General features: G+C 69.2%; 15 protein-coding genes and 1 pseudogene. 6 read left to right on the forward strand and 10 right to left on the reverse strand.

Translation table 11 applies throughout. The features are described from left to right. Nucleotides 1–46 precede the first annotated feature (46 nt). From ACZ3HV_RS09125 to ACZ3HV_RS09140, 4 genes are all read left to right on the forward strand, one after another. A complete protein-coding gene (locus ACZ3HV_RS09125) occupies nt 47–625 on the forward strand; it encodes a helix-turn-helix domain-containing protein (RefSeq protein WP_465682438.1) in 579 nt (192 codons plus the stop codon). A 74-nt stretch (nt 626–699) separates the two neighbouring features. Beyond that, complete coding sequence (locus tag ACZ3HV_RS09130) at nt 700–1,146, forward strand: NfeD family protein (RefSeq protein WP_465682440.1); 447 nt, start codon at nt 700–702, stop codon at nt 1,144–1,146. Then, nucleotides 1,134–2,036 carry an SPFH domain-containing protein gene (locus ACZ3HV_RS09135; protein ID WP_465682442.1) on the forward strand — a complete coding sequence of 301 codons (903 nt, stop codon included), beginning with the start codon at nt 1,134–1,136 and terminating at the stop codon, nt 2,034–2,036. Before ACZ3HV_RS09130 ends, ACZ3HV_RS09135 begins: the two co-directional genes overlap by 13 nt. 46 nt (nt 2,037–2,082) lie before the next feature. Then, nucleotides 2,083–2,736: a DedA family protein gene (locus ACZ3HV_RS09140; RefSeq protein ID WP_465682444.1), complete on the forward strand. Its 654-nt coding sequence runs from the start codon at nt 2,083–2,085 to the stop codon at nt 2,734–2,736. Here the strand turns inward: ACZ3HV_RS09140 and ACZ3HV_RS09145 are convergent. Beyond that, complete coding sequence (locus ACZ3HV_RS09145) at nt 2,722–4,020, reverse strand: hypothetical protein (RefSeq protein WP_465682446.1); 1,299 nt, start codon at nt 4,018–4,020, stop codon at nt 2,722–2,724. The genes ACZ3HV_RS09140 and ACZ3HV_RS09145 overlap by 15 nt on opposite strands. A gap of 136 nt (nt 4,021–4,156) precedes the next feature. Between ACZ3HV_RS09145 and ACZ3HV_RS09150 the strand changes: the two genes are divergently transcribed. Continuing rightward, complete coding sequence (locus ACZ3HV_RS09150) at nt 4,157–4,717, forward strand: carboxymuconolactone decarboxylase family protein (protein ID WP_465682448.1); 561 nt, start codon at nt 4,157–4,159, stop codon at nt 4,715–4,717. On the opposite strand, the gene ACZ3HV_RS09155 is transcribed toward ACZ3HV_RS09150, so the two are convergent. The 7 genes from ACZ3HV_RS09155 to ACZ3HV_RS09185 all read right to left on the reverse strand — a co-directional run bounded on the left by ACZ3HV_RS09155 (nt 4,705) and on the right by ACZ3HV_RS09185 (nt 11,652). Beyond that, nucleotides 4,705–6,153 (reverse strand): multicopper oxidase family protein, encoded by a 1,449-nt coding sequence (locus ACZ3HV_RS09155; protein WP_465682450.1) that lies wholly within the window; start codon nt 6,151–6,153, stop codon nt 4,705–4,707. The two genes, ACZ3HV_RS09150 and ACZ3HV_RS09155, sit on opposite strands and share 13 nt — an antisense overlap. Next, on the reverse strand, nt 6,154–6,585 hold the full coding sequence (locus ACZ3HV_RS09160) for a hypothetical protein (RefSeq protein WP_465682452.1): 432 nt from the start codon (nt 6,583–6,585) through the stop codon (nt 6,154–6,156). Between the two features lie 78 nt (nt 6,586–6,663). Then, complete coding sequence (locus ACZ3HV_RS09165; protein ID WP_465682454.1) at nt 6,664–7,428, reverse strand: type III pantothenate kinase; 765 nt, start codon at nt 7,426–7,428, stop codon at nt 6,664–6,666. A gap of 5 nt (nt 7,429–7,433) precedes the next feature. After that, complete coding sequence (gene nadC / locus ACZ3HV_RS09170; protein ID WP_465682456.1) at nt 7,434–8,288, reverse strand: carboxylating nicotinate-nucleotide diphosphorylase; 855 nt, start codon at nt 8,286–8,288, stop codon at nt 7,434–7,436. Further along, complete coding sequence (locus ACZ3HV_RS09175; protein WP_465682458.1) at nt 8,281–9,948, reverse strand: L-aspartate oxidase; 1,668 nt, start codon at nt 9,946–9,948, stop codon at nt 8,281–8,283. The genes nadC and ACZ3HV_RS09175 overlap by 8 nt, the downstream gene beginning before the upstream one ends. A 22-nt stretch (nt 9,949–9,970) precedes the next feature. Continuing rightward, the gene (gene panC, locus ACZ3HV_RS09180) at nt 9,971–10,798 is read right to left on the reverse strand and encodes a pantoate--beta-alanine ligase (RefSeq protein WP_360360178.1); all 828 of its coding nucleotides are present in this window, start codon (nt 10,796–10,798) and stop codon (nt 9,971–9,973) included. Beyond that, nucleotides 10,795–11,652 (reverse strand): Rossmann-like and DUF2520 domain-containing protein, encoded by an 858-nt coding sequence (locus ACZ3HV_RS09185; RefSeq protein WP_465682460.1) that lies wholly within the window; start codon nt 11,650–11,652, stop codon nt 10,795–10,797. Before ACZ3HV_RS09185 ends, panC begins: the two co-directional genes overlap by 4 nt. A 192-nt stretch (nt 11,653–11,844) precedes the next feature. Between ACZ3HV_RS09185 and ACZ3HV_RS09190 the strand changes: the two are divergent. After that, nucleotides 11,845–12,480, forward strand: a pseudogene (locus ACZ3HV_RS09190) (SAM-dependent methyltransferase); the annotation flags it as partial. Between the two features lie 107 nt (nt 12,481–12,587). Here ACZ3HV_RS09190 and ACZ3HV_RS09195 read toward each other — a convergent pair. Both ACZ3HV_RS09195 and ACZ3HV_RS09200 read right to left on the reverse strand, forming a co-directional pair. After that, nucleotides 12,588–14,000, reverse strand: coding sequence for a PH domain-containing protein (locus tag ACZ3HV_RS09195; protein ID WP_465682462.1), 1,413 nt, complete (start codon nt 13,998–14,000; stop codon nt 12,588–12,590). After that, nucleotides 13,997–14,485, reverse strand: coding sequence for a PH domain-containing protein (locus tag ACZ3HV_RS09200; protein ID WP_465682464.1), 489 nt, complete (start codon nt 14,483–14,485; stop codon nt 13,997–13,999). The genes ACZ3HV_RS09195 and ACZ3HV_RS09200 overlap by 4 nt, the downstream gene beginning before the upstream one ends. Nucleotides 14,486–14,517 lie beyond the last annotated feature (32 nt).

The raw sequence follows: 14,517 nt of genomic DNA on the forward strand, positions 1-14,517 counted from the left end.
AATGCTTCACATTTACCGGCGTCAAGACCTTCGCTACGCTGACCTCGTGGCCGCGAAGAACTCCCGGAACAAGCGCGTCGTGATCAGCGACCCGCGGGCGATCCGCGCCCTGGCCCATCCGGCCCGGCAGCGGATCATCGACGAGCTCTACAGCGGCCGCGTGCTGACCGCGACCGAGTGCGCCGAGCTGGCCGGCCTGACCCCGTCGGCGACCAGCTACCACCTCCGGGCGCTGGAGCGCTGGGGCATCGTCGAGCGCGCCGAGGCGTCTTCGGACGGCCGGGAGCGCCCCTGGCGCGCGCTCGGCACCGGGCTGCAGATCACGTCGCAGTCGGCCGAATCCGGCCGGGTGGCCGCCCACGCGATGATGCGGACCAACGTCGACCGGGTGCTGGAGCAGTTCGAGGAGCTGTCGGCGGACGACCCGTGGGAGGACCTCAGCACGCTGGGCCGGAACCGGCTGTGGCTGACCCGCGAGGAGACCGAGCAGCTCGCGAAGGACCTGAACGACGTGATCGACGGGTTCCGCAAGGGACGGACGGCGACGTCCCACCCGGCCGGCACCCGCTCGATCAGCATGCTGCTGGCCGTCGTACCGACCGGGAACCCGCCACACCATAGCTGAACCGTTAGCTACGGATCCGCGTATCCCGGAGTACCTTCGAAAGAGAGGTACTTTCCGCCGCTAGGTGGTCCGTTATGCAGTCCTGGGTTCTGTGGTTGATCATCGCCGGCATCCTCGGCACGGCCGAGTTGATGACCGCGACCTTCGATCTGCTCCTGCTCGCCGTCGCCGCGCTGGCCGCGGCCGGGATCGCCGGCCTGGGCCTGGGAATCGGGCTGCAGTTGCTCGCGTTCGCGGTCACCGCCGCCGCGATGATCACGCTGGTCCGCCCGGTTGCGCGCCGGCACCTGATGGGACACCCCCAGCTGCGCAGCGGCGTGGCCGCGCTGATCGGGCGTGAGGCCGTCGTCCTGACCCCGTGCGGCCGCGAACCCGGCCGGGTCAAGATCGGCGGCGAGGAGTGGAGCGCTCGCTCGTACGACCCGGACCTGCTCATCCCCGCGGGCACCAGGGTCGACGTCTTCGCCATCGAGGGCGCTACCGCCCTCGTGCATCCTCAGGAGGATCCATGGCCGAACTGATCATCGGACTGATCGTCGCCCTGCTCGCCATCGTGCTGGTCATCCGGACGGTCCGGATCGTGCCGCAGGCACGGGCCAGCAATGTCGAACGTCTGGGCCGGTACCTGCGCACCCTCGAACCCGGGCTGAACATCCTCATCCCGTTCGTCGACCGGCCCCGGCAACTGATCGACCTGCGCGAGCAGGTGATCTCGTTCGAGCCGCGCTCGGTGATCACCGAGGACAACCTGGTCGTCGACATCGACACGGTGCTCTATGTCCAGGTCACCGATCCCCGCGCGGCGGCGTACGAGATCGCCAACTTCGAGCAGGCGATCGAGCAGCTCACCGTCACCACACTGCGCAACGTGATCGGCAGCCTGGACCTGGAGAAGGTGCTGACGTCCCGCGAGCACATCAATTCCCAGCTCCGCGGCGTACTGGACGAGGCGTCGGGCAAATGGGGCATCCGGGTGAACCGGGTCGAGCTGAAGGCGATCGACCCGCCGCCGTCGATCAAGGAGTCGATGGAGAAGCAGATGCGGGCGGACCGGGAGAAGCGGGCCGCGATCCTCACCGCCGAGGGCGTGCGGCAGTCCCGGATCCTGACCGCCGAGGGCGAGCGGCAGGCGGCGATCCTGCGGGCCGAGGGCCAGGCGAAGGCGATCGACACGGTGTTCGAGGCGATCCACCGCAACGACCCGGACCCGAAGCTGCTCGCGTACCAGTACCTGCAGATGCTGCCCGAGCTCGCCAAAGGCCCCGGCAACACGTTCTGGGTGATCCCCTCCGAGGTCACCGCCGCGTTGCAGAGCGTCACCAAGGCCTTCAACGGCTCCCTCCCCGACCTCCCCGTCGGCCAGGTCCCCGAGGTTCCCAACGGCCACGTCCCTGAGATTCCCCCCAAGTAGGTGCCTGGTCACCTAATCGGTTGCCCCCGAATGTCACTATGGGTGCATGGGGGAACCTTGGCTCGCGCTGGCGATCGTGATCCCGACCGGTGGGGTCGCGATCCTGGCGTATCTGGTGGTCGGACTCGTCATCGGTATCGAGAGCATGGGGGTGCCCTTACCGGGTGAGACCACGCTGATCGCGGCGGCGCTGCTCGCCTCCCAGGGGCACCTGCACATCCAGTACGTGATCGCCGCGGCCGCGATCGGGGCGATCGTCGGCGACTCGATCGGGTACTTCATCGGTCGCAAGGCCGGTCGCGGCCTGTTCGAGCGGCTCGGCCGCCGGTTCCACCATTTCTCCGAGGATCGGATCGTCCGGGCCGAGAAGTACTTCCACAAGTACGGCGTCTGGACGGTGTTCTTCGGGCGCTTCGTGGCGCTGCTGCGGATCTTCGCCGGCCCGATGGCCGGCATGCTGCGGATGCACTACCCCCGGTTCCTGGCCGCGAACGCCGCCGGCGGTATCGCCTGGGCCACCACGATCGGCCTGGTGGCGTACAAGATCGGCGACAACGCGGACCAGATCTTCGGCCGGCTGTCGGTCTGGGCCCTGGTGGTCATCGCGGTGCTCGCGGTCGCGGCGTACGTCGTCCACAAGGTCCGGCGCCGCCGGCACACCGCCCCGGCAGCACCGGAGCCTCAGTCAGCGGACGTGTAGCGCCAGCGGCGGCGTGGTGGTCCCAGCCATCGGCCGGCCGAGCATCATCGCGTTGGGGATCACGAACCGGTAGACGAAGTCACCGGCCGGCCCAGCGATGAAGGCCAGTGAGGTCTGGCCCTTACGCATCGGCGTCGCCTTCTGGTTGACCCACTTGCGGGTGTGCCGGTTCCACGCCTGCAGCATCGCGGTGGTGTTCATCGCCGGCTGCACCGTCGCGAAGACCGTGACGCTCGAGCCCCGCTTCTTCGACGTCTCCCCGCCGATGAACCCGGCCGCCGCGACCCGGACCACCGTCTTGGTGTACGCCGGCTTGTCGGTCGCGGGGCCCGTGATCACGCCGTCCTTGCTGTACGCCGGGACCGAGAGCTTGTACGGACGACTCGCCCCGGTCGGTACGGCGATGTTGTAGTGGCCACCCGCGGTCGTCGTACCCCGGGCCGCCGGGGTCCAGCGGGCACCCGGAGTGATCTGGGTCAGCACCACCACCGGCACGCCGGCCGGGGTCGCCCGGTGCTGCACGCACGGCGTCTCCACCTCACACGTGACCTGCTGCAGGACGACTCGCCCCCGGACCACGATCGGCACGCCGAACTGCGCCAGGGCGGGCACGGCCGAGTTGATCGAGCTGGTCACGCCGAACACCTCCCCGCCCATCCGGGTGCTCCACTCGTTCTGGGTCCGGAGCTGGAAGACGTACGGCGGCTTGATGCTCTTGATCACCTGCCGCGTCGACGTGGTCGCCGGGCCGATCACCCGCAGCTGCTGCCCGGTCCGGCCGATCATCGGCACGTACCGCTGGGTGCGCGGGCCCTTCACGTCGAGCGGGTCGTTCGGGGTGAAGTCCTGCGGTGCGGCCGGCACCGCCCACTTGACCAGCACACCCCGGCCCAGCGGGGACGCCGCGGCGGCGCTCGGCCGAACCGGGCCGTCGGTGTCGAACACGACGGAGCGGGCGAGCTTGCTGGTCACGCCGCCCTGTGACGTACCGGCGGCGACCGCCACCTTGTAGTTCCCGTCCGGCGGGAAGACCGAGGTCGGGATCTCCCAGCTGTTCGGCTCGCCGGCCGGCAGGTACTTCACGTACGACGGACTCTCGCTGAGCACACCTTCGATGGTGATCCGGTTCGGGGCGTTGGAGTCCTTCCAGGTGACCAGGACGGCGGCCCGGCCCTTGGGAGCCCAGGCAACCGTGACATCGGTGGGCATCGGGTCCGACGCGCAAGCAGTCAGTGCGGTCGCCCCGACCAGCACTGCCAGCGCCACGGCGAACCAGCGCCGCACTCGGATCACCTCGTCTCAGCTGCCTCACAACCGATCGGGTGAACCATACCCAGTTCCAGGCGCCTCCCCTGAAGCCCCGTTGCCGAATCGGTACGGCGCTTCTACCGTGAAGGAGCACCAAGGGGGGGATACCAGGATGGCATTCATCGACACACCGAAGGACCCGGAGTTCTTCGAGCAGAACCGGGCACCGGCGGGGCACGTGCCCAACTTCGTCACCACGTTCGCGGCGCGACCGGCCGTGTTCGACGCGTGGAAGCAGCTCAACGGCGCGATCAAGGAGTCCATGGACCTGCGCCGGTACGAGCTGGCGACCCTGGCCGCCGCGACCGCGCTGAAATCGAGCTACTGCTCCCTCGCGCACGGCCAAGTGCTGGCGGACAAGTACTACACCGCCGAGGAGGTCGCCGCTCTGGTCACCGAGCCGCCCAACGACCCGGTCGACCGGGCGGTGATGGCCTTCGCCCGGAAGGTCGCGCTGTCGGCCGACGACATCACGCAGGCGGATGTGGACGCCCTGAAGGCGCTCGGCCTGTCCGACGCGGACGTCCTCGACGTCGTGCTGGCCGCGGCCGTGCGTTGCTTCTTCTCCAAGACACTCGAAGCGACCGGCACTCCACCCGACTCCGCCTTCGACAACCTGCCGGAAGGCCTCCGTACGGCGCTCACCGTCGGGCGCCCGATTCACTCGGGCTGATTGTCCGGTCCGCCGCCGAGGTGGAAGTTGGTGGTGACCCCGGTGTACATCAGGTGCGTGACCAGGCCCTGAGCCGCGTGCGGCAGGTTGTGGCAGTGATCCATCCAGATCCCTGGATTGTCCGCGACGAATGCGACCTCATAGGACTCGTCGTCCTCGACGTTGAGCGAATCGGTCCACCACGGACTGCCGGTCGCGGCCACGCCGTTGCGACTCAGGACGACGACATGGTGACCGTGCAGGTGCATCGGATGGACCTGACCGGACGTGTTCTTGATCGTCATCCGGACGATGTCCCCCTCGGTCACCACGAACATCGGCACGTCCGGGAACTGATGCCCGTTGATCGTCCACCAAAGCCCAGGCTTCCCGTCGAAGAACCCGATCCGCCGGCCGATGTTGTACTGGAACGCCCGCGTCGCCTTCACCGGATCGAACGGAAGCGCCTTCGGTGAGCCATAGGTCAACAGGTCGACCTGATCCCGCGGCTGGGCACCAGCCGGCGCACCGCCGTCGCCGATCACCAGAGTGGTCGGCCCACCACCCAGGCCGATCCGCACCGCCGAACCTGCCGGCATCGTCACCTCGAGGTCGATCCGGCCGCCCGCGGTGACGAGCACGCTCTTGTTGCTCACCTCAGGCGGAGCGTTCACGTCGGTCCCGTCCACCGCGACGACCTTGTACGGCGCTCCGTCGACCCAAGCCGCCATTGGTCCGTTGTCGGTGTTGATCAGCCGGACCCGGACCGTCGGACCAGGTGCGGCCACCCGACGTTCGCCGTACGCGCCGTTGACGGTCCGCACCTTGTTGTAGGTGTGGACGGCGGCGATCACGTCGGCGGGCGTGGGTTTGACGATCAGTACGCCGTACAGACCGTTCTTCACCTGCTCGTGGGAGACCTGGTGGGAGTGGTACCAGTACGTGCCGGCGTCCTTCGCGACAAAGGTGTAGACGAACGACTTGCCGACTCCGACCGCGTCCTGGGTGACTCCGGCGACACCATCCTCGGCCGCCGGTACGTCGACGCCGTGCCAGTGCAGCGTGATCCCGTCGGGCACGGACTCGTTGTGCAGGGTCACCTGGATCAGATCGCCTTGTTTCGCGACGATCTGAGGTCCGGGCGACGTGTGGTTCAGCGTGTAGCCATCCATCGACCCGCGGCCGGGGATGTCGAACTTCTCCTTACGGGCAACGAGATCCACAGACACGTCCGCGGGCCTGGCCGGACCTTTGAGCGTGCTGACGTCCACCCCGTGATGCGCATGCGCCGTCGCCGGCCCACCGCCGTAGTCGGCGTACCCCATCGCCATCGGCGACAGGTCGTTCGGCACCAGGCTGCGTTGCCAGAAGAAGGCGATCGGCGCCAGCACGACGACGGTCGCGAGGATCGCGATCAGCAGTCGGCGATGCCCGGCCAGGTTAGTTGCCAGAGGCATCTAGACGGTGCTGGTGGTCTCAGTGGCCACCACCGGTGCAGCGGAGGCTCGTCGCGCCGCCATACTCGCGACGGCGATCAGCGCGAACGCGTTCAGACCGTGCAGCAGCCCGACCACGGGCGCGCCGAACGACACGAACGCGAGCGCGATCTGCAGCGCGACCAGGCCGACGACGTACAGTGCCCATTTGATTCCGCCCGGCACCTTCGCGAAGAACGACACGACCAGCAGCAACAGCGCGATCAGCGGGATCACCATCATTCCGAACTGGCCGTGCAGCATGTGCCCGGTGTTGCCGTCGTAGTTCTTGTCGACCACCAGGCCGTCGTCGATGTCCTTGATCGCCGTGAACCAGGCGAGCGCGATGAACATCGCCTGCAGAACAACGCCGATCGCAACAAGACCGGCCAGTACCCGATAAGTAGCTCTCATGGTCTCCTCCCACCGTAGCTGCCTTCATGGTGGTCCACGTCACCTCAAGGGCACAAGAGCATTTACCCGATCGGGCAGCTACTGGTGGTTACGGGCGAAGGCCTGCTGCAGACCGTGCAAGGTGAGCAACGGCTCGTGACGGATCGGTGCCGACAGCTCGCCGGCGAGCAGCGGAGCCAGCGCTCCCGTGAGCACCACGGGCGTGTCAGGGCTCAGGGACTGCTCGGTCCGGATCCGCTCCACCAGCCCGTCGACGAGAGCGGCGAAGCCGTGGATCGCACCGGACTGCAGGGCTTCGACGGTGTTCTTGGCAACCACCGACCGCGGCCGGACCAGCTCGACCCGGCGCAACTGGGCGGCCGCGTTGCCGAGCGCATCGGTCGCGGTCTCGATGCCGGGGGCAATCACTCCGCCGATGAAGGCGCCGGCCGGGTTGACCACGTCGATGGTGATCGCCGTACCGACGTCGACGACCAGGCACGGAGCGCCGTACCGATGGACCGCCGCGAGCGCGTTGGCGATCCGGTCGGTGCCGACCTCGCGCGGGTTGTCCACGAGCACCGGCAGCCCGGTCTTCACCCCCGGCTCGACCACGACGCTCGGCACGTCCTGGTAGTACCGCGCGACCACGTCCCGTAGCTCGTGCAGCACATGCGGTACGGCGGAACACACGGCGATCCCGTCCACCGGGGACTCGCCGGCCAGCAACCCCTGCAGCAGCACCGCCCACTCGTCCGCGGTCCGGCGAGGGTCCGTGCCGACCCACCAGTGCCGCTTGACCGTCCCCTCGAAGACCAGGCCGACGAGGGTCCGGGTGTTCTCGACGGCGACGGCGAGCAGCATCGGGCTCAGGCCTCCTGCAGGTCCAAGGCGATGTCGAGCACCGGCGCGGAGTGGGTGAGCGCCCCGACCGCGAAGTAGTCGACACCGGTCTCGGCGACTGCCCTGGCCTGGTCGAGCGTCAGGCCGCCGGAGGCCTCCAGGCGCGCCCGGCCGGCCACCTTCTCGACCGCCTCGCGCAGCGACGGGATGTCCATGTTGTCCAGCAGGATCAGGTCGGCACCGGCCTCCAGCGCGATCAGCGCGTCCTCGACCGTGTCCACCTCGACCTCGACCGCGATGTCCGGGTACGCCTTGCGGACCAGCCGGAACGCCTCGGCGACACCGCCGGCCGCGACCACGTGGTTGTCCTTGATCAGCGCCGCGTCGGACAGGCCCATCCGGTGGTTCTTCCCGCCACCGCACCGGACGGCGTACTTCTCCAGGGACCGGAGCAGCGGCATCGTCTTGCGGGTGTCGCGAATGACCACGCCGGTGCCCTCGACCGCGTCCACCCACTTCCGGGTCAGCGTGGCGACGCCGGACAGGTGGCACAGCAGGTTGAGCGTCGTCCGCTCGGCGGTCAGCAGCTGGCGGGTCTTGCCGCGGATCGTCATCAGGACGTCGCCCTGGCGCACCGAGGCACCGTCGCGGACCGAGTACTCGAGCTCGACCTCGCCCGGAGCGGCGACCTGCCGGAGCACCAGCTCGGCGATCTCCAGGCCGGCCACGACGCCATCGGACCGGGCGACCAGTTCGGCCACGGAGACCTGGTCCTCCTCGACCGTGGCGGTCGTGGTGACGTCGACGCCACCGGCCAGGTCCTCCTCGATCGTGGCCCGTACGAGGTCACCGACCCACTGCCGGTCGACAGTCTCATCCATGCTGGTGGTTCTCCTCGGATTCATGCGGGACGAACGTCGTCGTCGGTCTCGCGGTCTTGCCCTCGGACGGGAGGGTGAGGTCCAGATTGCCCGACCACTGCGCGTCATCGCGATCCGGGTGGTCCTCACGCCAGTGGGAGCCGCGGCTCTCCTCGCGCGCGGTCGCGGCGGCGATCAGTGCGGAGGCCACCGTGACCAGGTTGGTCGCCTCCCAGCCCGGCGTACCGGGCTCGCCGGCCGGCTGCTCGATCAGCTTGCCGAGTGTCGCGCCGGCCTCCGACAGTCCGGTCGCACTCCGGATCACGCCGGCGCCGATCGTCATCACCCGCTGCAGCTCGGGTACGACGTCCGCATCGACCAGACCGGGGACCCGGAGGTCGTCGGCCGGCTCGCGGTGCTCGGGCAGCCCCTTCGCCAGGTGAGCGGCGATCCTGCGGGCGAAGACGAGCCCTTCGAGCAGGGAGTTCGAGGCGAGCCGGTTGGCGCCGTGCACGCCGGTGCAGGCGACCTCACCGCACGCGTACAGCCCGGGCACGGACGTCTGCCCGTGCAGGTCGGTCCACACCCCGCCGGAGGAGTAGTGGCAGGCCGGTGCGACCGGGATCAGTTCGCGGACCGGGTCGATACCGTGCGAACGGCAGGACGCCAGGATGGTCGGGAACCGCACCCGCCACTTCTCGTCGCCGAAATGCCGCGCGTCCAGGTAGACGTGATCCTTGCCGGTAGCAAGCATCTGCCGCATGATCGCCTTCGCCACGATGTCCCGCGGAGCGAGATCGGCCAGCTCGTGCCGGCCCAGCATGAACCGGTTGCCCTCGTGGTCGACCAGGAACCCGCCCTCGCCCCGGACGGCCTCGGAGACCAACGGTTGCTGGCCTTTCGCGCTCTTGCCCAGCCACAGCACGGTCGGGTGGAACTGCACGAACTCCAGGTCCCGCACCTTCGCGCCGGCGCGCAACGCCAGCGCCATGCCGTCTCCGGTCGAGACGCTCGGGTTCGTGGTGGCGGCGTACAGCTGGCCGATGCCGCCCGACGCGAGGATGACGGCCCGGGCCCGGATCGCTCCGACGCCGTCCAACTGGCCTTCACCCATGACGTGCAGGGTGACGCCGGCGATCGCCCCGTCCTCGGCGGTCAGCAGGTCGAGGACGAGGGCGTGCTCGATCAGCCGGATGTCCTTGGCCCGTTTGACCGCCGCGACGAGTGCGCGCTCGATTTCGGCACCGGTAGCGTCACCGCCCGCGTGGGCGATCCGATTGCGGTGGTGCCCACCTTCACGTCCCAGCGAGATCTCGCCGTCGGCCAGGGTGTCGAAGCGGGCGCCCAGTTCGATCAGGTCGTGAACGGCTTCCGGTCCCTCAGTGACGAGCACGCGCACAGCCTCCGGATCACTGAGGCCGGCGCCCGCGACCAAGGTGTCCTGGAGGTGCTCTTCGGGTGAGTCCTCCGGATCGAGCGCCGCGGCGATCCCGCCCTGGGCCCACTGGGTCGAGCCGGACGCGACGACATCCTTGGTCACCACCAGCACGGAGCCCAGCTCACGGGCCTTCAAGGCGGCGGTCAGCCCGGCGATGCCGGAACCGATCACCACGACGTCCACGGTGTCGGTCCAGCCGGCCTCGGGCGCGGAGAGCCGTTGCGGGACTGCGGGTGCACTCATCCCGCGACGGTATCAATCGATTTCATCGAAGGGTGATGGAAATGTTGTCAATGAGACGGGTCATCCCCACGCGGGCCGCGATCAGCATGCGGGCCTCCCCCGGACCGATCACCGGGCCCAGATCCGGTGCGCGCAGGGCGAGGTAGTCGATCTTCACCGTCGGGACCGCCTCCAGCTCGGCGTGCGCGGCGGCCATCACGGCGTCCGGGCCGTTCATCCCGGCCTTCGCTCCGGCGGTGAGCGCGCGGTAGAGCACCAGCGCCTCGTCACGCTCGGTCTCGTCGAGGTAGCGGTTGCGTGAGGACATCGCCAGTCCGTCGGGCTCGCGCACAGTGGGCACCGGGACGATGTCGACGTCCCAGTCGAGGTCGCACACCATCTCGCGGATCAGCGTGAGCTGCTGGTAGTCCTTCTCGCCGAACAAGGCCAGATCGGGCGCGGTCAGGTGCAGCATCTTCGCCACCACGGTCAGCACACCGGCGAAGTGGCCCGGCCGTACCATGCCCTCGAGCTCGTCGGCCAGCGGGCCGGGATGCACGGTGATGGACGGCTCGTTCGGGTAGAGCTCGTCGCGGGACGGGTTGAAGACCAGGTCGACGCCCTCGTTCTTGGCGATCGCAAGGTCACTGGCCAGCGTGCGGGGATAGCGGTCGAAGTCCTCGGTCGGCCCGAACTGCAGCGGGTTCACGAAGATCGTCAGTACCACACTGCCGTCCGGCCCGACCCGCTCGCGAGCCTCGGCCAGCAGGGCCGCATGGCCCTCGTGCAGGGCGCCCATCGTCATCACGACCGCCCGCGGCCGGATCGCCGCGGCCGCTCGCAGCTCGGCCTTCGTCTGGGTGAGTCTCATCGCGGTGCCTCCCCTGTCCGATCCCGCTCGGTCGAGTGCCCGCTCAGCACCTCGCCGAAGCGGGCCGCTGTCTCCGGGTCCAGTCGTCCGTCCGCCGCCGCCAACTCCACCGTCGCCCGGGCCAGTTCGGCGTACGTACGCGCCGTCGAGTCCCGCAGTGCCGCCAGATGTGCTGCCACCGTGTCGATATCGCCCCGCGCGATCGGCCCGGTGAGCGCATGATGACCGGATCGCAGCGTGTTGTCGAGCGTTGCGGCCACGAGTGGCCGAAGCGTTGCCGCCGGATCGTCGACGCCTGCCTCCCGCAGTACGTCGATCGCCTGCGTAAGCAACGTTGTCAGGTGGTTCGCGCCGTGCACGAGGCCCGCGTGGTACCGCGCCCGCTGCTCGTCGTCGACCCACTGCAGCTGTGCCCCGAGGGCCTTCACCAGCCGCTCCACCATCGCCCGTGCCTCGTCCGGCGCAGTGGCCGTGAACATGACACCGTCCAGCCGGACCGGGCCGCCAGGAAACGTCATCGACGGATGCAGCGCCACCGGTGTCGCAGCCAGCCCGGCCAGCGGTCCGAGCCCGTGTGCTCCGGACAGATGGACGACGTACTGCGCACTGGTCAACGGCAGCGCGTGAGCCACGTCATAGATCAGGTCATCCGGTACGGCGACCAGGACGACGTCGGCGCGGGACGTGACCTCATCGGGGGTCAGCACGGGCACACGCGGAAGAAGCCGGGCGGCGCGTTCACGTGACGCGCTCGACCGTGCGGTGACGCCGACCAACCGATGCCCGGCTGCCGCCAAGGCTGCTCCCAGGGCGGTCCCGGCCCGGCCGGCTCCGATCAAGCCGATCCGTTCCATCACTCACTCTCTTCGTTCCAGTCCCACTCGGGGTACCAGACGATCTACTCGCCAGCCTAGGTGATGAGAGCATGCCTTGGTGAGCGATGCCTGGGCCACGCGCAGCGGATTGACCGCGATCCTGATCACAGTCCCCAACCTCGCGCCATCCACGGACCGCTGGCGGCAGTTCGGCGCGGTTTCGTTGGGCGCATGAGCACGTTTCGGGAGGCTTGGGACACGGCGCTGTATGGGGCTGACGGTTTTTATCGGCGGGAGCGGCCGGGCGCGCACTTTCGGACGTCCGTGCATGCTTCGCCGCTGTTTGGGCAGGCCATCGGTCGGCTGGCTCGCGCGGTCGGGGCCGAGCAGGTTGTGGATATCGGCGCCGGGTCCGGTGAGTTGGGCAAGGTGTTGCGGGCCGAGGGCCTGGCTGTCGTGGAGATCGAGCTCGACGACCACCTTCCCGCCACGCTCACTGGTCTAGTCGTCGCCAACGAGTGGCTCGACAACGTCCCGTGCGAGCTCGTGGAGTGGGACGAGGACGGCACACCCCGGTACCTGTCCGCCGACCTCACTCCGACAGCTGTTGTCAGCGGCAACGACCTGGAGTGGCTGGAGCGGTGGTGGCCCGGCGAGCCCGGGGATCGGGCCGAGATCGGCCTGACCCGCGACGAGGCCTGGACGTCCGTGATCAATCGCTTGGCCGACGGTGCGGTCGCGGTGGCGATCGACTACGGCCACGTACGCGCCGACCGCCCGCCGTACGGGACTCTCACCGGCTTCCGCGCCGGCCGGGAGTGTGAACCCGTCCTGGACGGCTCCTGCGACGTGACAGCCCACGTGGCACTGGACTCGCTGGGCGGGTCGATCGTGCGCCAGCGGGACGCCCTGCGCGCTCTGGGGGTCAGTGCGGCCCGTCCGAGCCTGGAGCTGGCTCAGACGGAACCGCTGCGCTACCTGGCCGAGCTGTCGTCGGCCGGCGAGGCTGCCGAGCTACTGGACCCGTCCGGGCTCGGAGGGTTCGGCTGGGTGTGGACAGCGGCCGGTGCGGACGCCGTACGGCGGGCTTCGCGGGCTCTGTCGGCCTGAGCCTGCACCAGCGCCGCTGCCTCGAACTGGTCGCGGTGGAGCGCGATGGCGTCGGTCGGGCCGAGCGGGGTGTCCACGTGGACGTTGGCCAGGCCCAGGCGACGTTGGAGCGGGCCTTGTTCGAGCCGCACCGACTGGGTCTTGTGGTTCAGCACGATCGAGGTACGGCGGCTCACCCAGCCGCGGACTGTGACCATTACCTGGTCGTCAGCGCCGTACGCGAGGTAGCGCCAGCCGACCGGGCGCAGCCATTTGGCGCGCTCCGGTGCGACATGCATCTGGATGCGCGCGAGGTCGAGCCCCGGCAGGATGCGGGCGAGCACGCCAGCCACCTCGCCACGGTCGCCGACCGGCAGGAGCTGAGCGCCTTCGCGCTCGTCGTCGCCGTCCTCCCTGTTGCCCGCCACACCGGCTATGTCCAGCTCGACCCGGGCCCAGCCCAGCAGCCGCCAGATCAGTGGCTCGGTGATCAGCAGCCCCTGGACACGGCCCGGCGGCACGGTCTGGCGTTGCACATCGAGCAGACCGCGCTTGGTCCGTAGACCATGGTCGGTCTCCGACAAGGTGAAGCCGTGGTTGCCGACGACCTGCTTCCAGATCGGCTGCACCACACCGAACGCCAGCGGCAGAGCGGCGAACAGACCGATGTGGAAGTCCAGCACCATCGTGGCGACGATCAACCAGATCAGAGCGCCCGCACTACCGAGGACTGTGGACGACAGCAGGGTCGCACCGAGCAGGCGACTCGTCGGGACCACCAGGAGCGGCTCGGACGCCACCTGCTGTTCCTGTTGCTCCGCGACGCGCCCACCCTTGGCCCGGACCAGCAGAATCGTGCGGAGCTTGCCCGCCTCGTCGTACCGGAAGTAGCTCAGCTTGCCGTCGCTCTTGCCACCGCCGGCGACGTCCATCCGCAGCTCGGCCATGCCGAACAGACGAGCGACGATCGGCTGGGCCACGTCGATCGCCTGGATCCGGTCGAACCGGATGATCCGCGTCCGCCGGAACAGGAACCCGCTGTCCACCCGGATCGCGTCATCGGTCAGCTGCCACTTGGTGAACCACCACGACAGCGCGCCGAGCAGGATGCCGCCGACGAGTACGACGGCCAGTCCGATGCCGGCCAGCTCCAGATTGCTCCGCAGGCCCTCGTTGTTGACCAGTGCGAAGGCCGCGACGACGAAGTAGCCCCAGCCCTTCACGAAGGGGGTGAGTGGGTGCAATCGCGCCCCGGTCTGCTCCGCGACCGCGGTCTGCCCGGGCGCCGGCTCGGTCACAGGCCCCACGCCTGAGCCTGGCCGAGAGCGGAGAGGCGGTCGCGCAGCCGGCCGGCCTCGTCCGGGTGCAGGCCGGGGATCTTGGCGTCCGTCGCCGGCGTCGCCGTGTGCAGCTCCACGGTCGCGATCCCGTACGCGCGCTCCAGCGGCCCCGCGGTCACGTCGACGAACTGCATCCGCCCGTACGGCACGACCACGAGCTCGCGGAACATGATCCCGTGGCTGACCAGCAGTTCGTCGTCGCGTTCGGCGTACTTCCAGGACCGCTGGTTGCGGCCGATCAGCACCCACGACCAGACGAACCCGGCTCCGAGCACGACCAGCGCGAGTACGCCGTACGTCCAGCCCGCGGTCAGCCCGAGTACGACCAGCGCGCCGATCCCGGCCACGCCGAACATGAGCGCCGAGTTCAGCCGCCGGACCGTGGCCAGCTTCGGCGAGACCGGCGTCCAGCTGACATCCGAGGGTGCGAAGAGGTCATCCACAACCCAAGCCTGTCACGAAAGTGTGCCGTGAG

It is taken from the genome of Kribbella sp. NPDC020701 (genome assembly GCF_055562215.1).